At 54.2% G+C, this 22,280-nt stretch carries 25 protein-coding genes; 8 read left to right on the plus strand and 17 right to left on the minus strand.

The genetic code is table 11. From position 1 onward, the window contains the following. Window positions 1–4 precede the first annotated feature (4 nt). From P2G53_RS10215 to P2G53_RS10225, 3 genes are read left to right on the plus strand one after another with little or no spacing between them, the layout of a single operon-like run. Window positions 5–328: a PepSY domain-containing protein gene (locus tag P2G53_RS10215; RefSeq protein ID WP_275816859.1), complete on the plus strand. Its 324-nt coding sequence runs from the start codon at window positions 5–7 to the stop codon at window positions 326–328. Then, complete coding sequence (locus P2G53_RS10220) at window positions 303–989, plus strand: response regulator transcription factor (RefSeq protein ID WP_275816861.1); 687 nt, start codon at window positions 303–305, stop codon at window positions 987–989. Before P2G53_RS10215 ends, P2G53_RS10220 begins: the two co-directional genes overlap by 26 nt. Then, on the plus strand, window positions 986–2,347 hold the full coding sequence (locus P2G53_RS10225; protein ID WP_275816863.1) for an ATP-binding protein: 1,362 nt from the start codon (window positions 986–988) through the stop codon (window positions 2,345–2,347). The genes P2G53_RS10220 and P2G53_RS10225 overlap by 4 nt, the downstream gene beginning before the upstream one ends. A 19-nt stretch (window positions 2,348–2,366) precedes the next feature. Here the strand turns inward: P2G53_RS10225 and P2G53_RS10230 are convergent, their stop codons facing one another. From P2G53_RS10230 to P2G53_RS10280, 11 genes are all read right to left on the minus strand, one after another. Further along, a complete protein-coding gene (locus P2G53_RS10230) occupies window positions 2,367–3,383 on the minus strand; it encodes an NAD(P)-dependent alcohol dehydrogenase (protein WP_275816865.1) in 1,017 nt (338 codons plus the stop codon). A 66-nt stretch (window positions 3,384–3,449) separates the two neighbouring features. Beyond that, window positions 3,450–3,839, minus strand: coding sequence for a TonB-dependent receptor (locus P2G53_RS10235; protein WP_275816867.1), 390 nt, complete (start codon window positions 3,837–3,839; stop codon window positions 3,450–3,452). A 94-nt stretch (window positions 3,840–3,933) separates the two neighbouring features. Then, complete coding sequence (gene trmB / locus P2G53_RS10240; protein ID WP_275817144.1) at window positions 3,934–4,659, minus strand: tRNA (guanosine(46)-N7)-methyltransferase TrmB; 726 nt, start codon at window positions 4,657–4,659, stop codon at window positions 3,934–3,936. 57 nt (window positions 4,660–4,716) lie between these two features. Beyond that, window positions 4,717–5,514 (minus strand): thiazole synthase, encoded by a 798-nt coding sequence (locus P2G53_RS10245; RefSeq protein ID WP_275816869.1) that lies wholly within the window; start codon window positions 5,512–5,514, stop codon window positions 4,717–4,719. A gap of 54 nt (window positions 5,515–5,568) precedes the next feature. Further along, on the minus strand, window positions 5,569–5,769 hold the full coding sequence (gene thiS / locus P2G53_RS10250) for a sulfur carrier protein ThiS (protein ID WP_275817146.1): 201 nt from the start codon (window positions 5,767–5,769) through the stop codon (window positions 5,569–5,571). Then, entirely contained in the window at window positions 5,769–6,155 is a 387-nt protein-coding gene (locus P2G53_RS10255; protein WP_275816871.1) for a DUF423 domain-containing protein, read from the minus strand. The genes thiS and P2G53_RS10255 overlap by 1 nt, the downstream gene beginning before the upstream one ends. Before the next feature lie 162 nt (window positions 6,156–6,317). Beyond that, complete coding sequence (gene rpoH, locus P2G53_RS10260) at window positions 6,318–7,169, minus strand: RNA polymerase sigma factor RpoH (RefSeq protein WP_275816873.1); 852 nt, start codon at window positions 7,167–7,169, stop codon at window positions 6,318–6,320. Window positions 7,170–7,324: 155 nt separating this feature from the next. Continuing rightward, entirely contained in the window at window positions 7,325–8,356 is a 1,032-nt protein-coding gene (ftsX, locus tag P2G53_RS10265) for a permease-like cell division protein FtsX (protein WP_275816875.1), read from the minus strand. After that, entirely contained in the window at window positions 8,349–9,008 is a 660-nt protein-coding gene (ftsE, locus tag P2G53_RS10270; RefSeq protein ID WP_275816877.1) for a cell division ATP-binding protein FtsE, read from the minus strand. The genes ftsX and ftsE overlap by 8 nt, the downstream gene beginning before the upstream one ends. Window positions 9,009–9,021: 13 nt before the next feature. Further along, window positions 9,022–10,149 carry a signal recognition particle-docking protein FtsY gene (gene ftsY, locus P2G53_RS10275; protein ID WP_275816879.1) on the minus strand — a complete coding sequence of 376 codons (1,128 nt, stop codon included), beginning with the start codon at window positions 10,147–10,149 and terminating at the stop codon, window positions 9,022–9,024. Between the two features lie 48 nt (window positions 10,150–10,197). Then, window positions 10,198–10,329 (minus strand): hypothetical protein, encoded by a 132-nt coding sequence (locus tag P2G53_RS10280; RefSeq protein ID WP_275816880.1) that lies wholly within the window; start codon window positions 10,327–10,329, stop codon window positions 10,198–10,200. Between the two features lie 75 nt (window positions 10,330–10,404). On the opposite strand from P2G53_RS10280, the gene P2G53_RS10285 reads away from it, so the two are divergent. Together P2G53_RS10285 and rsmD are read left to right on the plus strand one after the other, a co-directional pair. Beyond that, on the plus strand, window positions 10,405–11,616 hold the full coding sequence (locus tag P2G53_RS10285; RefSeq protein WP_275816882.1) for a hypothetical protein: 1,212 nt from the start codon (window positions 10,405–10,407) through the stop codon (window positions 11,614–11,616). 13 nt (window positions 11,617–11,629) lie between these two features. Continuing rightward, window positions 11,630–12,256: a 16S rRNA (guanine(966)-N(2))-methyltransferase RsmD gene (gene rsmD / locus P2G53_RS10290; RefSeq protein ID WP_275816884.1), complete on the plus strand. Its 627-nt coding sequence runs from the start codon at window positions 11,630–11,632 to the stop codon at window positions 12,254–12,256. Here rsmD and P2G53_RS10295 read toward each other — a convergent pair. Beyond that, window positions 12,253–13,473: a M48 family metallopeptidase gene (locus P2G53_RS10295; RefSeq protein WP_275816886.1), complete on the minus strand. Its 1,221-nt coding sequence runs from the start codon at window positions 13,471–13,473 to the stop codon at window positions 12,253–12,255. The two genes, rsmD and P2G53_RS10295, sit on opposite strands and share 4 nt — an antisense overlap. 202 nt (window positions 13,474–13,675) lie before the next feature. Here P2G53_RS10295 and coaD point away from each other — a divergent pair, with 202 nt between their 5' ends. Both coaD and P2G53_RS10305 read left to right on the plus strand, forming a co-directional pair. Beyond that, the gene (gene coaD / locus P2G53_RS10300; RefSeq protein ID WP_275816888.1) at window positions 13,676–14,155 is read left to right on the plus strand and encodes a pantetheine-phosphate adenylyltransferase; all 480 of its coding nucleotides are present in this window, start codon (window positions 13,676–13,678) and stop codon (window positions 14,153–14,155) included. A 28-nt stretch (window positions 14,156–14,183) separates the two neighbouring features. Beyond that, entirely contained in the window at window positions 14,184–14,435 is a 252-nt protein-coding gene (locus P2G53_RS10305; protein ID WP_275816890.1) for a YfhL family 4Fe-4S dicluster ferredoxin, read from the plus strand. Window positions 14,436–14,492: 57 nt separating this feature from the next. On the opposite strand, the gene P2G53_RS10310 is transcribed toward P2G53_RS10305, so the two are convergent. From P2G53_RS10310 to P2G53_RS10320, 3 genes are read right to left on the minus strand one after another with little or no spacing between them, the layout of a single operon-like run. Next, entirely contained in the window at window positions 14,493–15,014 is a 522-nt protein-coding gene (locus P2G53_RS10310) for a DUF501 domain-containing protein (protein WP_275816892.1), read from the minus strand. Then, window positions 15,014–17,092 (minus strand): ATP-dependent DNA helicase RecG, encoded by a 2,079-nt coding sequence (recG, locus tag P2G53_RS10315; protein ID WP_275816894.1) that lies wholly within the window; start codon window positions 17,090–17,092, stop codon window positions 15,014–15,016. The genes P2G53_RS10310 and recG overlap by 1 nt, the downstream gene beginning before the upstream one ends. Further along, complete coding sequence (locus P2G53_RS10320; RefSeq protein WP_275816895.1) at window positions 17,089–17,994, minus strand: hydrogen peroxide-inducible genes activator; 906 nt, start codon at window positions 17,992–17,994, stop codon at window positions 17,089–17,091. The genes recG and P2G53_RS10320 overlap by 4 nt, the downstream gene beginning before the upstream one ends. A gap of 50 nt (window positions 17,995–18,044) precedes the next feature. Here P2G53_RS10320 and P2G53_RS10325 point away from each other — a divergent pair, with 50 nt between their 5' ends. Then, window positions 18,045–18,905 carry an SDR family oxidoreductase gene (locus P2G53_RS10325; RefSeq protein ID WP_275816896.1) on the plus strand — a complete coding sequence of 287 codons (861 nt, stop codon included), beginning with the start codon at window positions 18,045–18,047 and terminating at the stop codon, window positions 18,903–18,905. Here P2G53_RS10325 and ppk1 read toward each other — a convergent pair whose 3' ends face one another. Together ppk1 and hemB are read right to left on the minus strand one after the other, a co-directional pair. Continuing rightward, complete coding sequence (ppk1, locus tag P2G53_RS10330) at window positions 18,906–21,092, minus strand: polyphosphate kinase 1 (RefSeq protein ID WP_275816898.1); 2,187 nt, start codon at window positions 21,090–21,092, stop codon at window positions 18,906–18,908. 41 nt (window positions 21,093–21,133) lie between these two features. Continuing rightward, window positions 21,134–22,144 carry a porphobilinogen synthase gene (gene hemB, locus P2G53_RS10335; RefSeq protein WP_275816900.1) on the minus strand — a complete coding sequence of 337 codons (1,011 nt, stop codon included), beginning with the start codon at window positions 22,142–22,144 and terminating at the stop codon, window positions 21,134–21,136. Between the last annotated feature and the right edge of the window lie 136 nt (window positions 22,145–22,280).

Consider the following 22,280-nt stretch of genomic DNA (forward strand, 5'->3'; position numbering starts at 1 on the left):
CGCCATGCCCTTACGAAAAATGTTACACCGCAGACACTTCAGCCAACTGCTTTTAGGCAGTTTGCTGAGCCTGTGTGCAATCAGCCCTCTATCAGCGCAGGCCGCTGAAGCGATCAATATCCAGCAGGCACGTCAGGTTGTTGAATCCGAAACCGGAGGCCGGGTCGTAAAATCTCAATCCGCTTATTGGCAGGGCAGAACGGTTTACCGGTTCCGGGTTGTACAGCAAGGCCGCATTCGCGACCTGATGGTTGATGCACAAAGCGGGAAAATCATGAATCCACTGCAGGGAGATAAGAATAATGAAAATTCTAGTGGTCGAAGATGATACCGATCTGCGCCGTCAGCTGGTACGGGCATTACAGGAACGTAATTACACCGTAGAAGAGTGCGCTGACGGTAAGGAAGCGGCTTTCCTTGGCACCGAATATCCCTATGATATGGCGATTGTTGACCTTGGCCTGCCGGGTTTGTCCGGGATAGAAGTCATTCGTCAGTGGCGCGAGGAAGGTTGCAACTTCCCGATTCTGATTCTGACTGCCCGGGGCGACTGGCAGGATAAAGTTGAAGGTCTGGAAGCCGGAGCAGACGACTATCTGGTCAAACCGTTCCACATGGAAGAGCTGAGCGCACGCCTGAATGCCCTGTTGCGACGCGCCGCCGGTCATGCCAAGCCGGTGCTGGAATTTGGTCCCATTCAGCTCGACACCACCGGTCAGGCGGTCTATCTGGATGGCAACATAGTCAACCTGACCAGTTATGAGTACCGCACCTTTGAGTATCTGGTACTGAATGCGGGCAAAACCGTGTCCAAAACAGAACTGACCGAGCACCTCTACCATCAGGACTTTGAACGGGACAGCAATGTTCTGGAGGTGTTTATTCGTCGCCTCAGACAGAAACTGGATCCGGAGCAAACCCTGCAGCCGATCGCGACCATACGTGGTCTCGGTTATCGTTTCACCATGGCGGATAAACCACCGGCGTGAGGCTCATTGCTCCCCTGTACTCACTGCAGGGTCGTCTGCTGATTGCCTCCACCATCGTGTTACCGCTGGTGCTGTTTCTGGCCGGGCTGGCGCTCAGCAGCGCCTACCGGTTCAATACTGAAAATGCCGTCAGGGACCAGTTGCAGTTGCAGATCTACCTGTTGCTGGGCTCGATTGAACTGAACGAGCAACATATTCAGTTCCCCCAGCGCCTACAGGAGCCGCGTTATGATCGCGTTGGCTCCGGTCTGTATGCGGCCATCCATGAACAGAACAACCTGCTCTGGCGCTCCTATTCCTCCAGCCTGCTCGACAATCGGGTTCTCAGCGATGAGGAGAGTGACCTGCTGCTGCCAGGACAACCCTTTTTCAGCCACCTGAGTGAGCTGGGTCTGTACAGATTGCAGCTCAAGCTGATCTGGGATCATCCCAAAGGCGAGCGGGAACTGGTGTTTTCAGTGCTGGAAACCGACACCGCCTCTGAAGAAGCGATCCGCACCTATAACCTGCAACTGATGATCTGGATGGGGGTGATCTTCCTGGTCGCCCTGCTGGCACAAACGCTGATTCTCTATTGGGGTTTGCGGCCGTTGAATAAACTGGCCCATGACCTGCTTGAGATTGAACAGGGCAATGCTGATTCTCTGCGCGGCAACTATCCCACTGAGGTAGAGCAGGTCACGCGCAACCTGAACCAGCTGATTGCCAGCGAACGGCAACAGCGTGAGCGTTATCGCAACACCCTGGATGATCTGGCCCACAGCCTTAAAACACCCCTCGCCGTGATGCGCGGCGCCGGTGATGAAAACCTGAATCGGGCCGACTATCAGAATCTGATTACCGAACAGACCCAGCGCATGGATCAGATCGTCCAGTACCAGCTCAGTCGTGCGGTACAGTCCGGCTCCCGCCCGCTGGGCATGGCGATTGACGTGGTACCACTGCTGGAACGACTGGTCAGCGCATTACAGAAAGTCTATCGCGACAAAGGCTTACAGATTGAGCTGAAGCTCAGACAACCCCTGAGATTCAACGGCGACCCGCGCGACATGATGGAACTGCTGGGCAATATCCTTGAAAACGCCTGCAAATACGGCAGACAACAGATTGAAGTGGAAGGCTGGCATCAGAACAATGCCCTCACCCTGAGGGTGTGCGATGACGGTCCCGGTGTCGGCGAAGCCCTGCGCAAAACAATCCTGGAACGCGGTGCCCGGCTGGATACATCAATTCAGGGGCAGGGCATTGGTTTGGCGATAGCCACGGATATTATCAGTAGTTATAACGGAGAACTGAGTGTCAGCGAGTCGGCATTGGGCGGCAGTTGCTTTGAAGTGATTCTGCCCGACCATCACTGACAGCCGGGCAGCAAAATTGTTACTGATCGTTTTCGATCACCAGTTTGCCAAAGTGTCCAGCTGATGCCAGTTGCTGATAAGCCTGCATCGCATCGCTGAAGCTGTAGCAGTGATCAATGACCGGATGTAACTGATGCTTCTCCATCAGCGCCACCATTGCTTTCAGCATCGCCACACTGCCCACATAAACACCCTGAATATGCAGCAGATTGAAAATGGTCATCAGGCTGAGCGTAGGACTTTCCAGACCGGTCAGAATACCAATCACCGATACGGTGCCATTCACACCCACTGAAGCAACCGATTTTTCAAAAGTTCCGGCACCGCCCACCTCGAGCACATTATTCACGCCGCGGCCCTGTGTGATCTCCAGCACCTTCTGCTCCCAGTCAGGGAAGGTTTTGTAGTTGATAGTGTGATCAGCGCCCATTGCCTTGGCCCGGGCCAGCTTTTCATCACTGGAAGAGGTAATGATGACCTCGGCCCCCATCGCTTTGGCGAGCTGCAAACCAAAAATAGAAACACCGCCGGTACCCAGCAACAGAATGGTGTCACCGGGCTTGATACCGCCCACATCCACCAGCGCATGCCAGGCGGTTGTGGCCGCACAGGGCAGGGTCGCAGCTTCGGCATAGGAGAGGTAATCCGGGATTTTAACCGTGCCCTCTTCATGCAGAATAAAATAATCCGCCAGCACACCATTAATCGCACCACCCAGAGCAGAGGTCAGTCCCGCATCACCCATCTGGCCATCCACCCAGTGCTGAAAGAAGTTACCGATGACACGGTCACCCGGCTTAAAACCGTTAACGCCCGCGCCAACGCTAACAACCTCACCTGCACCATCAGACACCGGAATAATGGGGCGGACGTCATTGCGAACATAGCCGCCATTGGCCACCAGCAGATCACGGTAATTCAGAGAGCATGCTTTCATCTTTACCAGAATTTCACCCGGCCCCGGCGTAGGGGTTTCAAGCTCGACCTGCTGAATTGCTTCAATACCGTTGGGCTCAACCACCTGATATGCACGCATCTGTTTGCTCCACTGCTTATTTAATTGTAGGACTACCGGTATAGTGCAACACGCGTGGAAAGCAAATCAAACAGACTGTTTCCGGGCGCGGATAATCATCACTTTCATCAGAATCATCGCCAGCAAAAAGGCAATGGAGCTCAGCGCCAAAAACGGATCCAGCAGCTCTGGCGACAAAAACTGGCCATACAATAGAAACAGCCCCACAGCGATACCGGCCATGCCAAACTGATGCAACCAGAACTGAAGTTTACCCAGACGACAGGGTTCTGCCGACAGCCAGAGTTTGTGACAGACCGCATAGACAAACGAGACCGCAAAACCCGCCAGCATAATATGAGCGTGAGTTACAAACTGGCCATGGTCCTTGCTGGCCGCCATGTGAATACCCAGTGCCAGGCCCAGAATTCCGTAGCCCAAACCGGTCATAAGATAAGCACGATCCACTGTAGACATCTTGTTAACTCCCTATAAGCATTCAACACAACGAAAAACGCCGACAACCCCATGTTATCGGCGCTTAAAAAGCTTATCAGTTTTTTTGCGGAGGTCAGTCGACTTTTTCGAACATCAGATCCCAGACGCCATAGCCCAGCTTTTCGCCACGGCGCTGAAATTTGGTGACTGGTCGCCAGTGTGGCTGAGGGGAATATTGACCTTCGCCGGCCAGATTACGATAACCGGGTGCCGCACTCATCACATCCATCATGTGTTCGGCATAATTTTCCCAGTCAGTGGCCATATGAAATACACCACCAGTCTTCAGTTTATGACGCAGGGTCTCCGCCAGTGACAGTTGCACAATGCGACGTTTATGGTGTTTTTTCTTATGCCAAGGGTCGGGGAAAAACAGCTGAATACAATCCAGACTGCCATCTGGAATACACTGCGCCAGCACTTCGATGGCGTCATCACAGAACACCCGGATATTGCCGAGTCCCTGATCGGATGCATTTTTCAGTAACCGGCCCACGCCGGGGCGATGTACCTCAATACCAATGTAGTTTTTCTCAGGCTGGTCTTTCGCCATTTCCACCAGCGAATCACCCATGCCGAAACCGATCTCAAGCACCACAGGTGCCTCGCGACCAAACACCTCAGCGAGGTTAAGCATGCCGCCAGACAGTTCCAGTCCGATTTTTGGCCAAATTTCATCCATGGCACGCTGCTGGCCTTCTGTCATTCGGCCAGCCCGCAGCACAAAACTGCGGATAGTACGCATATGTTTGGCTTCAGCTTGTTCAGTCTCAGCCGCTTGCAACTCTTTTTCACTCATTGGGTAATCTTTCTGGTTGAACAGGGCGGTCAGCATGACCACCCAGGCTACATCGATTTATTTGGCGGCAATGATGCCATCCAGTGGTGAAGACGCACTGGCATATTTTTTCCGTGGCATGCGGCCTGCAAGGTAGGCTTCACGGCCTGCTTCAATCGCTTTACGCATGGCTGACGCCATCAGAATCGGATCACGGGCTGCGGCAATTGCCGTATTCATCAGCACCGCTTCACAACCCATCTCCATCGCCACAGCGGCATCAGAAGCAGTACCCACACCGGCATCCACCAGCACCGGCACTTTCGCTTCTTCCATGATAATGTTGATATTGTGCGGATTCAGAATACCGAGACCGGAGCCAATCATCGAACCCAGCGGCATGATGGCAACACAGCCGATCTCTTCCAGCTGTTTGGCCACAATCGGATCATCGCTGGTGTACACCATCACTTTGAATCCGTCTTTTACCAGTTCCTCTGCCGCCTTCAGGGTATCTACCACATTTGGATAGAGGGTTTTCTGGTCACCCAGCACTTCCAGTTTGACCAGGTCGTGGCCATCCATCAGTTCACGGGCAAGTTTACAGGTGCGCACCGCATCAGCCGCCGTAAAACAACCTGCGGTATTCGGGAGAATGGTGTATCGGTCCGGTGAAATCACATCCAGCAAGTTTGGCTCATCCGGGTTCTGACCAATATTGGTACGACGTACAGCCACGGTCACGATTTCGGCACCGCTGGCTTCAATAGCCAGACGGGTTTCTTCAAGGTCCTTATATTTACCGGTACCTACCAGCAAACGGGAGTTGTAGCTTTTACCTGCAATGATCAATGGATCATTAAGCTGTTCAGACATGTCAAATTCCAACTGTAATTATTGTGAGCGCTAACACTGAAAATAGCGTGGCAATCAGCCGCCACCAATCGCATGGACAATCTCGACCTTATCGGACTCCTGCAACAAAGTCGTCTCATGCTGACTGCGGGGGATAATCTCCAGATTTAACTCGATCGCAATACGCTTCCCGGTCAGGCCCATCTGCGTGATCAGCCCCGAAAGGGTTAAACCCTCTGCTACCTGCATCTGATCGCCATTCAGCTCGATCTGCATCATTCTGTTCCTCTTTTATTCTTACACCCTGCAAGGATCACCATCACCCAGCCGATCATGAACAATACACCTCCCAGCGGGGTTACCATGCCCAGCGCCTTAACCCCGGTCAGTGCCAGAAGGTAAAGACTGCCACTGAACAGCAGGATTCCGGCTACAAATGCCCGGCCCGCCCATTGCAGGTGGGTTGACTCAGACTGCTGGCGTAACAACCCCACCATCAGCAATGCCAGGGTATGATAAAACTGGTATTCAACGCCGGTCTGATAGGCCGCATACAGGTTTGGCGCCAACTGAGCCTTAAGCGCATGCGCCCCAAAAGCCCCCAGCATCACCGCCAGTAAACCGCTGATACCGGCCAACAGCAATTCAATTCGCCAGACCATAAAGATCATCCTGAAAATGTCCGCCAATTATACCTGAAAGGCCTGCCTGATGTAGGCCAGAGAAAAGCTTATGCCTGATCCTCTTAACGCAGTTAGAGGATCAGGCATCGTTAAAATAAAAAACCGCCAGAAGGCGGTTTCTTTGCAAAGCGTAGCTGATACTCAGGCTTCCATCGCCACTCGCAGTTTTTTCATCGCGTTTTTTTCCAGCTGACGGATACGTTCTGCAGAGACGTTATATTCGGCGGCCAGTTCATGCAACGTAGCCTTATCGTCCTGCAGCCAGCGGCGCGAAAGGATATCGCGGCTACGTTCATCCAGATCAGTGATGGCACTCATCAGACGGCGCTGGGAATCTTCTTCCCAGTTGCTGTCTTCCAGCATCATGCCCGGATCAGCGCTTTTATCTTCCAGATAGTGGACCGGTGCCCATGCCTGCTCATCATCATCGGACTCAGGTGCATCAAACGCGGTATCAACGGACGCCATGCGGCCTTCCATCTGACGCACAACCTTGGCATCTACACCCAGATCTTCAGCAATGGCATTGACCTCGTCATTGGTCATCCAGCCCAGACCTTTTTTACGGGAGCGCAGATTAAAGAACAGTTTACGCTGCGCCTTGGTGGTGGCGACTTTAACAATCCGCCAGTTACGCAGGATGAACTCATGCATTTCGGCCTTGATCCAGTGCACCGCAAAGGAGACCAGGCGAACACCCATGGTCGGATCAAAGCGTTTCACCGCTTTCATCAGGCCAACATTACCTTCCTGAATCAGGTCACCAAGCGGCAAACCATATCCGGAGTAGGATTTTGCCACGTGCACAACAAAACGCAGGTGTGACATAACCAGTTGACGTGCGGCTTCTACGTCACCATCAAAATACAGCCGATCCGCCAGTGAACGCTCTTCTTCAACGCTCAGCACCGGAATGGTTGCCACCGACTGCATATACGCATCAAGGTTGCGACCCGGTGAAATATTGTTGATAGCTTGTAAGCTAGTGCCCATGAATGACCTCGCATCATTGTACTGACTGCAACCGGTGTCTGGTTTGCAGCTCGCAAATGTGACCCTGTCGAAAAACGAAAGTTCCCACGCGGAATAGCGACGTGGGCAGGAAAATATAACGGGGAAAAACCGTAACCGCAACCTTGTCGGAAGGATTATCGCGGCTCAATCTCCTGCAGATGCTGACCTACCGCCAACCGAGCGCCCATCAACCCCAGCAACAGACCACTGGCCAGCAGAATGACAACCTCATCAGGTGACAGGCCCTGCAGTACAAAACCACTCTGATACAGTCCGATCAACTGATTGACCGGTTCCGTGATCAACACCAGGCTAAAGCCAATTAGCAGCACAGCCATCAGACCACCAAGCACGCCAAACCAGAAGCCGGTGTACAAAAAAGGCCGGCGAATCCAGGCATCTGTCGCCCCCACCAGTTTGGCCACCAGAATCTCATCACGCCGGTTTTCGATGATCAGCCGGATGGTATTACCCACCACCAGCAATACTGCCAGCGCCAGCAGACCGCCCAGCACAACGACAATCCGGTTCGCCACCTCAACAAAGGCCGCGAGCCGTTTAACCCACTCGATATCCAGCACTACTTCAGCCACCTCAGGCAAGGCACTGAACTCCTCCTGCAACCGGGTCATCGCCTCAGCAGTCTGATCCACTGGCTGCAGGACCACCACCGCTGGCAATGGATTGCCTTGGATATAGTCAAAGATATCCCCGAGCCCTGAAGCTTTCTTGAAGTCATACAACCCCTGGGCCTTGGAGATCAGCTCGACCGCCTGCAGGTCCTGGCGCAACAACAACTCCTGACTGAAGCGCTGGGCTTCGTCATCCGGCAGGCTGGCCTGCAGATACAGTGAGACACGGGGACCGCCCTGCCATTGCTGACTCAGAGCATTAATGTTTTTGAGCGCCAGATACATGATGCCGGGCAGGGTCAGGGCAATGGCCAGCACCGCCAGCGTCATCAGCGTTGGCAGAGGCGTTTGCAGCAGACGTGACAGTGCCTCTTTGGCGGTCAGCAGATTATGCCGCCACCAGCTCTGGCTTTTGGCTTTCAGGGTAACCTGATGCCGGGCAGCACCGCGCGGCGCTGTGGCTGCAGCCGCTGTGGCTTTGGCTTCCTGCCGGACTGCGCCACGGGGACGCTGTATGTCACGTTCGTTAGCCATGCTGCGTCATCCTGCCCTGATTGAGGGTCAGCACCCGACAATCCATCTGGTTAATGAGCGCCAGATCATGACTGGCAATCAGCACTGTGGTGCCATGATGGTTAAATTCCATAAACAACCGCATGATCTCAGCGGAAAGCTCGGGGTCCAGGTTACCCGTGGGCTCATCCGCCAGAATCAGCTGGGGTCGATTCACAATGGCGCGAGCGATGCCAATGCGCTGCTGCTCCCCGGTGGAGAGTGTCACCGGGTTCAGCTTTTCCTTGCTCAGCAATCCCACTTTATCCAATGCGGCACGTACCCGTTTACCAATATCATCCAGGTGATAACCAGAGATATGCAGCGGCAGGGCAATATTGTCGAACACACTGCGGTCAAACAGCAGTTGGTGATTCTGGAACACCACACCAATACGGCGGCGGTGGAAAGGGATTTCAGCACTTTTAAGCTGGGTCAGCGTCTGACCGGCCACCTGAATTGTTCCGCTACTGGGGCGTTCCATCAGCATGATCAGCCTAAGCAGGGTACTTTTACCGGCCCCGGAATGCCCGGTCAGAAACGCCAGTTCACCCCGCCCCAGAGAAAAGTTCACATCACGCAGCGCATCATGGCCGGTGGGGTAACGTTTGCTGACATGGCTGAACTCTATCACGTGGGTGGCTCACTCAGTCGAATAGGGCATCCACAAACTCCTGCGCCCGGAACGGCCGCAGGTCGTCAATCTGTTCGCCAACCCCGATATAGCGGATCGGCAACTGCATCTGTTTGGCAATGGCGAAAATCACGCCACCTTTGGCGGTACCATCCAGTTTTGTCAGCGAAATCCCGGTCACACCAACACTGTCGCGGAAGATTTTGGCCTGACTCAGCGCATTCTGACCAGTACCGGCATCCAGCACCAGCATCACTTCATGCGGCGCTTCCGGCAGCAGTTTTTTGCTGACCCGGACGACTTTTTCCAGTTCCTGCATCAGGTGGTCTTTGTTCTGCAGACGGCCTGCTGTATCGGCAATTAATACATCAATGCCTTTGGCCTTGGCGGATTGCAGCGCGTCAAAAATTACAGACGCCGAATCAGCACCGGTATGCTGTGCCACCACCGGCACATTGTTACGCTCGCCCCAGACCTGTAACTGCTCCACAGCAGCAGCACGGAAGGTATCACCCGCCGCCAGCATCACACTTTTGCCTTCACTCTGAAAACGCTTGGCCAGCTTGCCAATGGTCGTGGTTTTACCTACACCATTCACACCCACCATCAGGATGACAAAAGGCCCATCAGTCGCTGTCGTCTCCAGGGGCTGTTCAACCTGCTGTAGCAGACCAGCCAGCTCCTCTTTCAGGGATGCGTAAAGTGCCTGAGCATCAGCCAACTGTTTACGCGCAACCTTATCGGTCAGGCGTTCAATAATTTCAGAGGTAGCTGCCACACCGACATCGGCGGTCAACAGCAGGGTTTCAATCTCTTCCAGCAGATCATCATCAATCTCTTTAGCACCCAGAAACAGGTTGCCCAGCTGTTCGCTAAGATTGGCTTTGGTACGACTCAGGCCAGACTTGATCCGACTGAAAAAGCCTGATGATTTAACCTCTTCTGCAGCGGGTTCAGGCTGCACTTCCACTTGAGCAACCGCAACGGGCGCTTCCGCCATCTCAGCCACTGTTTCTGTTTCGGCTGGCGCATCGGTGACCGGATGTTGTTCAGGCACAACCTGAGCAACTTCGGTCTCCGGTGTAGCGTTATTCTCAGACGCAGCATTGTCTGAAAACAGCGTTTTCAGTTTCTTGAACATTCAACATCCTCAACCGGCCGCTGTCCTGGCCGAAAGGCAGGGAGTGACTCAGATAAAGTCATCCCGATTCACATAGAGAAAAATGGCGGCTAATACCAACAGCCCAACCACCCCGCCAGCCAGAGCCATCCAGCCGGAATGCCAGCCATGCGACTGAAACCAGAAAAAGAGTGTTTGCATGTTGTTACTCCAGAACCGACGCCGGGGCCATCGCGTGTAGCAGCACCACCTGATAAAGTCTGGTATCTTAACATAGTGTTTCTGCCTCGCGACTACTTTGCCATGACCAACGGCTATCGTCCGCTTTTCAACCGAAAATATCTGACTGCGCTGATCTGGTTCTGTCTGATCGCCATTCTGATTCTCACCTCACTGGGTACCGATGATCCCGAGCCCGGTGAGATACAGATTGAATCCACACAGCAGATTTACTGGCTGGAGCAGGCCGATGAACCGCTCACGCTGACACTCATATTTTCCACGCCGGCGGCGATCCATCCTCATCAGCAATTACTTCAGGCACTAATGCAGGAAGTCATCAGAACCCGTCTGCAACCCTTTACCCATCCGGACTTCAGTTACCACCTGTCAGCACAACTGGACGGGATCTCATTAAGTTTTAGCTGGCTGAATGATCGGAACATTCCACCGCTGGTCGCAATTTTATCCGCTCTCAGACAACCGCTGGACCCTTTACGTTGGGCCACGCCACTGGAAACCCTGAAAGCCGAGAGCTACCTGAACAACCAGACGGTTGAGCAAAACCTGCTGAATCAGTTTTTCAGTGTTTTTCCTGCCCCTGCAGCCTCCGTTCTGGAACAACTGGAGCCCACCTATGCCCGCAGCATGCACACACCTGCGATCAGCCTGACCGGCGAGGGCGCAGAGCAGGCAGTGGCGCAGCTCCCGCCGCTGCGTGCGACGGAGTTAGTCAGTCTGCCTGAAGCAACGGCGTTTCCCTCCGACCAGATCACACTTGATCCGACAGACCAGAACTTTCACTTACTGCTGGGCAGCGGACTGCCCGGTCGGCTGGACCAGAGTTATCTGGTGCAACGCTGGGCCACCCAGCTCCTGCAGGATCTGTTGGTGGAATACCGCAGCATGCACCCCGATCTGAAATACCGATTGCTGTTTCATCTGGGCAGATCCACCGGCTATCGCGCCATGCTGCTGCACAGTCCGGAGCATCCGGCGGCAATCCTGCAGCAACTTACCGCTGCAGCCACCCAGGAAAAAGCCGAACAGAGCCGCTCAACCCTGCTGGACACCTGGCAGTCCAGCACAACCGAACCTTTACGCCAACGCCAATTAGTGGCTCAGCTAAGTCACTATCAGTTGCCTGTCGATCAGGTAGAGAAAGAGATTGAACGCCTGTCGGATCTTGACCCGCAGCTAGCCGTCGATGCTGTCAGGGCAGCCTTGCAAAGCCGCGCACAATTCAGCATCCTTCGCCCCGGTCAATGATCAGGAGATCGCTATGGGTCGTCACCATCCGCCGCGCCAAAAACACAGTCCAGTCACCACCTCATCTCTGCGTATCATCGCGGGCGAATGGCGCGGGCGCAGGCTGGAATTTGCGGCAACCGACGGCCTGAGACCCACCCCGGACCGGGTAAGAGAGACCCTGTTCAACTGGCTGCAACCCTTTCTGAGTGGCGCCCGTTGTCTGGATCTGTTTGCTGGCAGCGGCGCACTGGGGCTGGAGGCCCTGTCACGCGGCGCGGTCTCCACCACTTTTGTCGACCGCGAACCTCTCTCATGCCGTGCATTGCAAAGCAATCTGCAAAAACTGAAAGCGGATAACGCCGAGGTCATTCAGGCATCTGTGCTGGATTGGCTGCAACAGCGCATCACTGATCTGGAGCCGCGCTACGATCTGGTGTTTATGGACCCACCCTACCGACAAGATCTGATCCGACCCTGCTGCGAACTGCTGGAACAGCATAATCTGCTGGCAGACAACGCCATTATCTACGTAGAAACAGAATCGGAACTATCAGAGAGAGTCGTACCTGAACATTGGCGGGAGCACCGCAGCAAACAGAGCGGGCAGGTCAGTTACCGGCTCTATATCCGCGAAGCCCCTGCAGGTGAATCAACCTAACGCGGCAGCGCGTCGTCCAGATAAAACTTGCCCGGCAACTGTTTTAGCTGCTCCACCGTGAGATCGTCCGGCAGGCGGAATCGGGCAACAAATACCTGCCCCGGCTTTACCAGACCCTCAACATGGGCCACATAACGCAGCACCTTGTCATCCCGTTTGACCATAATGCCCATGACCACACCCTGCAGGGCAGGCTGACGGGCCTGATACAACCAGCGTGTTTCCAGCAGATGCGGTTCTACCGCCGTCATCTTTTCCAGCTTCAGACTGGCTTCAACCGCTTTGACAAACTGACTGCGGGCCGCCTGGCGCTGCTCTTCCTGTTTAGCGGTTTCATGATCAACATAGGCACCCAAGGCAGTGCCCAGTAGGGCAGCAAGCCCACCGCCGTCCCCGGCGGCAGCGCCCTGTCGTTTCTGCCAGAGCACATTGTTTTCCAGCAGCGCTGCATGGTCAGGATTGATCTGATCACGTCGGTAATAGGTTTTAACGGCATCACCCACCGTTTTGGCTTCTTCAAAACGCTCGGCATTCACCGGATGATCGTGATTAAACAGCGCCCGGGCATTGCCCTCTTCCGTGTATTTACGCTGCCAGATCCGGCTGGCCGCCAAAGGGTCATAACCGGCCAAAGCACAATAAAGAATGCCGATCCGATCCGCTTCGCGTTCATTCTCATGGGTAAAGGCCGCCTGATAACTGCTGCGACGGGCTGAACTGGAGCCGGTCAGAGCCGTCAGCTGACTCATAGTGCGACGCTCAAAGGCGTGATTGGCCACCGTATGCGCAATTTCATGGGCCACCACCGCCGCCAGTTCAGCATCATCTTTGACGCTGTTCATCAGGCCGGAAAACACCACAATGTAAGTTCCACCGGTGGTGAACGCATTGAACTGCTCATTTTTGATCAGGATCGGCTGCCAGCGCTCCTGACTCAGGTGCGAAACCCGATGCACCCGGTCGAATACCCGCACCAGACGTTGATACTGTGCTTTATCCACCTGTTCATTAATGCCACGCCCCGCTTTTTTTTCCTGCGCGATGACTTGTTCTACGTAGGCATTGCCTGCTTCTATCTGGGCTTTGCGGTCCGCCAGACTGAGACTGCGCCGCCCGGTAACCCGGTCCTCTTCACTGACCGCTTCAGCCACCTGATAGAGACTCTGATCCACCCGCTGCAGGGTCTGACAACCGGATAAACCTAAGCAGAGAAGCACTAAAGCACCTGAAATCCTTAAGGGCATTGCAAAATTTCCTTTCTAATTTATTCCAAAATAATATATTAAAAATTATTTTTATAACTGGATGGATATTCAACCATCGTTTATAGTGTTTGTGCGCGATTGCCATTTCGGCTAAGATTCCGCGCTTGCACATTTTGCTAGTATGTAAGCAGACACCAGCTTCTGTGAACCCGATATGAATATTGCTGTTTATCCCGGTACTTTTGATCCGATTACCAACGGCCATTCTGATCTGATTATTCGGGCCAGTCGCTTGTTTGACAAGGTCGTGGTAGCTGTGGCCGCCAGTCCGAAAAAACAACCGATGCTACCGCTGGAGATCCGTACTCAGCTCTGTCAGGAGGTGCTGGGGCACCTGGACAATGTTGAGGTGATCGGGTTTGACTGCTTATTGGCAACATTACTGCAAGAACAGAATGCAAACATTATACTGCGTGGCCTCCGGGCGGTTTCGGATTTTGAGTATGAGTTTCAGCTCGCCAATATGAACCGACACCTGGCACCCAGTGTCGAAAGCATTTTCCTGACACCGGCAGAACATCTGTCGTTTATCTCGTCCACGCTGATCAGAGAGATCTCCAGCCTGGGTGGAGATGTTAGCAAGTTTGTACATCCGGCGGTTGCCGCAGCGTTGCAAAAGCACCTTGGCCGGTAACCCTAGATAGAAGAGTGAGGTAGCCAACATGGCATTGATCATTACTGACGAATGCATCAACTGTGATGTATGTGAGCCGGAATGCCCTAATGAGGCAATCTCCCCCGGTGACGAAATTTATGAAATCGACCCAGGCAAATGCACCGAGTGCGTAGGCCACTACGATACGCCACAGTGTGTTGAGGTGTGTCCGGTTGACTGTATTCCTAAAGACCCGGATCACGTTGAGTCTGAAGCGCAGCTGATGGAAAAGTACAAAAAGCTGACCGGTCAGGCGTAAGCGTCAATCCGCTCTGGCACAAAAAAGCCGATCAAATGATCGGCTTTTTTATTGTGTTTATTCTGGCTCCGACCAAATGCTATTAAGCTGAAACTGCTGATCCAGTCGTCGCCCCACCGCACTGCCCGCCACCATATGAAACGCATACTGCATATGCAGACAGCGGATTTTGTCCCAATGCCGAATGCCGCCAATACCGTATTGATTAAATAACTCGGTAAAACCGCGCTCCTCAATCCGCTGCCGGTCTTCTGCTGCCATTAACTGCCAGCGCAGATCCACATAACGCTGCTGATCGGCCAGATGCTCAGCCAGGAAATCCGGCTCAGCCTGCAGCGCCTGCTCCAGCTGTTTCACTGTGCCTGCGGTTTCAATCTCGGCAATCGCCTGATACAGAACCGGGCTGCTCAGCCAAAACAACGTTGGGAAGGGTTCATCATCCACCAGCGAGCGCATCTGCAGCACTAACGGCTCTCCTGCTGACGATGACACAGCAATACCCACAAGGCCGCGTGGCTCACGCCCAAGCTGGGTTTTGATGATCGCTTGTTGTTCTGGTGTGATATTCGCGTGCTGCATTACACATTGCCGTAATTTTCTGCGTGACCCAACCAGCGTTGGATCAACTGATCCACCTGCTCGGGCCACTGCTGCATCGGTTCTGCCAGGGTACGGATACGGGTCAGCATATCGGCATCGCGTTGCAGGTCAGCCATTCGGAATTGCATGACACCGGTCTGTCGGGTGCCAAGCACTTCACCCGGGCCGCGCAGCTCCAGATCCTTCTCGGCAATCTTGAAGCCATCGCTGGTTTCCCGCATCACTTTGAGCCGTTCACGTCCCTGACGTGAGAGCGGCGCATGGTACATGAGAACGCAGTGACTTTCGACCGAACCTCGCCCAACCCGACCCCGTAATTGATGCAACTGGGCTAACCCCAGACGTTCCGGATTTTCGATGATCATCACGCTGGCATTGGGCACATCGACCCCCACCTCTATAACCGTGGTAGCCACCAGCAGATCCAGTTCAGCCGCCTTGAAAGCCTGCATCACACTGGTTTTTTCAGCCGGTTTCATTCGCCCATGTACCAGCCCGATACGCAGCTCCGGCAGTGTTTCTTTCAGTGATTCAGCCGTGACCTCTGCCGCCTGGCATTGCAGTGCTTCTGACTCTTCAATCAAGGTACAGACCCAATACACCTGTCGCTGTTCAGCACAGGCAGCGCGTACCCGTTCAATCACCTGATCACGCCGGGTATCTTCAATCACCACGGTGTTCACTGGCGTTCGGCCCGGCGGCAGCTCATCAATAATGGAACAGTCCAGATCGGCGTAGGCACTCATGGTCAGCGTCCGCGGAATCGGTGTCGCCGTCATAATTAGCTGATGCGGCACCCGCCCCTGCTGGCGTCCCTTTTCCCGTAACGACAGGCGCTGATGTACACCAAAACGATGCTGTTCATCAATCACCACCACACCCAACCGGGCAAAGGTCACTTCATCCTGAAACAGAGCATGGGTGCCCACCACCACGACGGCACGACCGGAAGCTATCGCCTCCAGCTGCGCCTGACGTGCTTTACCTTTGAGTTTGCCTGCCAGCCAGGCCACTTCGATACCCAGTGGCTCCAGCCAACGGCTGAAATTAATAAAGTGCTGTTCTGCCAGAATTTCTGTCGGCGCCATCACCGCCGCCTGATAGTCACCTTCTACCGCCTGCAATGCCGACAGAGCCGCCACCACGGTTTTACCTGATCCTACATCACCCTGCACCAACCGGAGCATTGGATAGGGCTGGCTCAAATCAGCAGATATTTCCTGAGCCACCCGAGTCTGGGCATTCGTCAGTGGGAAAGGTAACTGGCTTAAAAAGGCCTGGGTCAGATGTCCTGAAGGTTCAAGCACCGGCGCACCCACCTGACGGGTCTGCTGACGCAGCTTCAGCAACGACAGGTGATGGGCCAGCAGCTCCTCAAAAGCCAATCGACGTTGCGCGGGGTGCAGCCCTTCCAGTAACAGATGCTGGTCTGCATCCACAGGCGGTCTATGCAGATACAGCAGAGCATCACGCAGTGCCGGAAACTGCCAGTTCTGGCGTAACACTTCAGGGATCAGCTCGGTGATATCCCCCTGCAGCAACTGCGTCAGCGCCTGCTCAATCAGGCTGCGCAGACGCGCCTGATGCAAGCCTTCAGTTGTGGGGTACACCGGTGTCAGATGCTCCTCGACCGGATTTAACTCGGAATCACTGATACGGCTGTATTCAGGATGCACCAGCTCCAGTCCGGCCGGGCCGGGTCTGACTTCGCCAAAACAGCGCAGCCGCGTGCCTGGGGTCAGGTTATTTTTCTGGGCGGCCGAGAAATGAAAAAACCGCAGGGTGACAGAACCAGTGCCATCCTGTAAGCGACAGAGCAGGCTGCGACGACGGCCCTGCTGGATATCACAGAGTTTGACTTCGCCTTCAATGACACATTCATCCCCCGGGCGCAAAGCACCCAGCGGCACCACCCGGCTGCGGTCCTGATAGCGTAATGGCAGATGAAACAGCAGATCCTGCAGATTCAGGATATTAAGACGTTTGAGCTTTTCTGCCACCGCCGCACCGACCCCTTTGAGACTGCTGACAGACACGTCAGCCAGCAGATGGCTCATTTATTTTGAGCCAGGCCGCATTTGCCGATGGCGTCAATCAACACATCAATCGCCTGAGGCCTCGGGAAGCTGGCACGCCAGGCTATCGCCACAGTACGTTTTGGTGCTGGCGCTTTAAAGGGCCGCGAGACCACCATCTCACTCTGCCGGTCCAGTTGCAGGGCGGAGATTGGCAGTACCGAACAACCCAGGCCTGAACTGACCATCATGCGAATGGTCTCCAGCGAACTACCCTCGGTAATGGTGTGCTGGTCGTGCAAGGTCTGATTCAGGCTGGGGCAGGACTCCAACACCTGATCACGGAAACAGTGGCCTTCACCCAATAACAGTAACGGCGTTTCCGGCAGCAACTCACTGTCAATTTCCTTACGACTGGCCCAGGGATGTTCTCTGGGCATCAGCATCTCAAAGGCCTCATCGTATAACGGCCGGGTCACGATATCCGGCTCATTGAAAGGCAGAGCCACAATCACCGCATCCAGATCGCCATTGCGAATTTTGTGTCGCAAATTCTCAGTGAAGTTTTCTTCTATATACAGCGGCATGTGAGGCGCCAGTGCCTGTACCTGGGGGATCAGATGCGGGAACAGATAGGGGCCGATGGTGTAGATAGCGCCGACGCGTAGCGGGCTTTTCAGCTGATCCTTGCCCTCATGGGCCAGATCCTTGATGGTTTCAGCCTGCTCCAGCACCCGCTGGGCCTGCTGCACCACCTTGGCACCCACCGGCGTCACCTTGACTGAATTTTTGCTGCGCTCAAACAGCGCCACACCCAGCTCGTCCTCAAGCTTTTTAACCGCAATCGAGAGGGTAGGCTGACTGACAAAACACTTTTCTGCCGCATGCCCAAAATGCTGCTCGCGGGCCAGGGTAACGATGTAACGCAACTCAGTCAGGGTCATTAGTGCAGTCCTTTGTTATTATCGGGTACTGAATCTACGGAGTAATCCCCATGTCTGAATCGCTAACCATTCTTATCGCTGGCTGTGGTGACGTTGGCACCACACTGGGACAACAACTGGCTGCCCAAGGCCATCGAGTAATCGGATTACGACGCGATATCAGCAAACTGCCTCCGGAGATCGAAGGTATCGCGGCAGACCTGGCTCAACCTGATAAATTGAAACTATCACTCAGCGCCCTGTCAAGCTGTGATCTGCTGGTTTATAGCGCGGCAGCTTCATTACCGGGCGAAGATGGCTACCGAATCGCCTATACCGAGGGTCCACAGCATGTGCTGAATGCTCTGCCGGTGAAACCAAAACAGCTGTTTTTTACCTCCAGTACCGGCGTCTATCATCAGGATGATGATAGCTCGGTCAATGAAGACAGCCCGTGTTTGCCTTCCGGTTTTCGTGGCCAGTTGATGCGTCAGGCAGAAATCAATCTGCTTGAGCAGTCTATTCCTGCCACGGTTGTGCGTTTCAGCGGCATCTATGGTCCGGGGCGCAATCACCTGCTACGCAGTGTACTGGATGGCAAAGTGGCACCAGAAACACCCACCCAGTTCAGTAACCGGATTCATCGGGATGACTGTGCTGGTGTGCTTTATCATCTGATCCAACGCTGGCAACAGGGTTTAGCGCTTGAGCCGATCTATCTGGCCAGTGATGACTGTCCGGTCAGCATGTACGAAATTACTCATTGGTTGGCAGATCAGCTTGGTGTCACGCCAACAGAGGAACATCTGGCAAGACGCGCGGGCAGCAAACGCTGTGATAACCGCCGGCTCAAGGCCAGCGGTTACAGGTTTAAATTTCCGGATTACAAAAGCGGCTATACGCCGATTGTGGCGGAATTTCTGGCGGGCTGATTATTTGGCGTAGGTTTCCAGCAGATACTTCTGCGCGGAAAACAGCTCTTCGCCTTCAGCCGGTTTGTTCTGGATATAACTGCCATCAGCATGCAGTTCCCAGCTTTCGCAGTTGTCCTGCATATAACAATCCAGCTCTTTTTTGATCCGATCGGCCTGCTTGCCCGTCACCTGAAAACCGGTTTCTACCCGGTGCAGCATATTGCGCTCCATCCAGTCGGCACTGGAGCAGAAGATCTCCGGCTTGCCATGGTTGCCGAAATAATAAACCCGGGTATGTTCCAGGAAACGGCCGATGATTGAACGTACCCGAATGTTATCGGACAAGCCCGGTATCCCCGGACGCAAACGGCACATACCACGGATAATCAGCTCGACCTTCACCCCTGCGGCAGAGGCTTCATAGAGGGCACGGATCATTTTGGGTTCGGTCAGGCCATTCACTTTCACCATGATATGGCCGGGTTTGCCAGCTTTGGCCAGCTCTGCTTCCCGTTTGATCAGCTCAATCATCCGGCTGTGCAGTGTAAACGGCGCGGTCAGCAGGCGTTTCAGCTTCTGGATTTTGCCCATACCGGTAAGCTGCTGGAAAACCTTATGCACATCCTCGCCGATATCCTGATCCCGGGTCAGCAGGCTGTAATCGGTGTAGAGACGCGCCGTGCCTGAATGGTAATTACCGGTGCCCAGATGAGAGTAACGCACCAGCTCATTGCCCTCTTCACGCACAATCAGCATCGCCTTGGCGTGGCACTTGTAACCCACCACGCCGTAGACCACCAGACATCCGGCTTCCTGCAGGCGAGACGCCAGATGCAGGTTACTCTCCTCATCAAACCGGGCACGCAGTTCGATAACCACCGTGACCTCTTTCCCGCTGCGGGCCGCTTCCACCAGCGCGTTCACAATGTCGGATTTGACGCCAGTACGGTAGAGGGTCTGTTTGATCGCCACCACATCAGAGTCTTTGGCCGCCTGACGCAACAGATCCACCACCGGCGCAAAGGACTGGAACGGATGCAACAGCAGCATGTCGCTTTGCTTCAGCGCATCAAACACCGTCTCTGACGCTTTCAGTTTGCCCGGTACGCCCGGAGAGAAGGGTTTCCAACGCAGTTCATTGCGCTCCACCAGCTCACGCACAGCCATCAGACGGGTCAGGTTAACCGGGCCATCTACCCGGTAGGTCTGGCTTTCATCCAGCTTAAATTCGCTCTGCAAGAACCGGATAAGCTCTTCCGGGGTACGGTTATCCACCTCAAGCCGCACCGCATCACCAAACTTACGGGAGTGCAGCTCACCCCGCAGGGTGTTGGCCAGGTCTTCAACCTCTTCCACATCAAAGTTCATATCCGCATTACGGGTGATACGGAACTGATAACAACCCTTCACCTGCATGCCAGGGAACAGTTCTTCGGCAAATTCGTGAATAATTGAGGAGAGGAAGATCAGATTATCACCGCCTTCGCACAGCTCATCCGGCAGGCGGATCAGCCGAGGCAGAGAACGCGGTGCAGGAATGATCGCCAGACCGGTCTGGCGGCCAAACGCATCTTTACCGTCCAGCTCGACAATGAAGTTGAGGCTTTTGTTGACCAGTCGGGGGAAGGGATGAGAAGGGTCAAGACCCACCGGACTGATCACCGGCACCACCTTCTCCTGAAAGTATTTGTTCACCCACTCACGCTGCGGATCGGTCCAGACCCGACGACGCAGGAAGTGGATCTGTTCCAGCTCCATGGCCGGGAACAGGATCTCATTCAGAATCTTGTACTGGCGTTCCACCGTGGCATGACAGATCTCGCTGATACGCTCCAGTACCTTTTTCGGGTGCATCGCATCCGGCCCAACCACTTCGCGGCCATACTTCAGCTGAGTGATCTGTTCAGCCACCCTGATTTCAAAGAACTCGTCCAGATTACTGGAGAAAATCAGCAGGAACATCAGCCGTTCCAGCAGCGGATGTTTTTCCTCCAGCGCCTGTTCAAGTACGCGGATATTAAACTGCAAATGACTCAGCTCACGGTTGATGTATAGCTCCGGTGCTTTGAGATCCACCGGCGGCTCTTCAACCTCCTGCTCCGTGATACAGACAACCTCACGGCTTTCCAACAGCGCGGCGGCTGCCGCGTTGGGATCAAGCTCAACCGTTTCGGAGGAAATCTGTGCGGTTGTTAATTCAGTCATCTGCCACTATCTGCCAGTCATATCAGCCTGGGGCTGACACATTATTGATTAAGAAGCTCGGCCACATCTTTGGCGAAATACGTCAGGATGCCATCGGCACCTGCCCGCTTGAATGCCAGCAACGACTCGAGCATCACGCTGTCCTTATCCAGCCAACCGTTCTGGAAGGCCGCCACATGCATGGCGTATTCACCGCTTACCTGATAGACGTAGGTAGGCGCTTTCAGTTCATCTTTGACCCGGCGCACAATGTCCAGATAAGGCATACCGGGTTTTACCATCACCATATCGGCGCCTTCCGCCAGGTCCAGTGACACTTCATGCAGTGCTTCATCACTGTTGGCTGGGTCCATCTGGTAACTGTACTTATTGCCCTTACCTAAGTTACCTGCAGAACCCACCGCATCACGGAAAGGCCCATAGTAGGCACTCGCATACTTGGCGGAATAGGCCATGATCAGGGTGTTAACAAAACCATGCCCTTCAAGCTCATCCCGAATGCCGCCAATCCGACCATCCATCATGTCGCTGGGGGCAACGATGTCGGCACCGGCTTCGGCATGTGACACCGCCTGTCGAATCAGGGTATCCACTGTGCGGTCATTGAGCACGTAGCCGGACTCATCGATGATGCCGTCCTGACCGTGGGTAGTGAACGGGTCCAGGGCCACATCGGTCATCAGACCCATCTCGGGACAGGCATCTTTGATCGCTTTGACAGCACGCTGTGCCAGACCATCCGGGTTATAGGCTTCTTCCGCCAGTTCAGTTTTGGCGCTGGCCGGGGTCACCGGAAACAGTGCCATCGCAGGTACACCCAGACTGGCAAGGTATTTCGCTTCCTTCACCAGCAGATCAATACTCATGCGCTGAACGCCCGGCATTGACGCTACATTCTCTGTGGCATTTTCGCCTTCGATAACAAATACAGGATAGATCAGGTCATCCAGCGTCAACTGGTTTTCCTGCATCAGACGACGGGAAAATTTGTTTGCGCGCATACGGCGCATCCGGGTTTCCGGGTAGAAGCGTTGGCTGTTGTTAAAGGACACGGATACTCCCTGATTTGGCCTGAATTAGACTGGATAATAGTTACAATTTGATGATTTCGGGAATCGAAAAGACCATGGTTTCATCATGGTAATGCAGTACATCTTATCGTAATCTTCGGATGTGTGAATATGACTG

Source organism: Neptuniibacter sp. CAU 1671, from assembly GCF_029222905.1.
Lineage (GTDB): Bacteria > Pseudomonadota > Gammaproteobacteria > Pseudomonadales > Balneatricaceae > Neptuniibacter.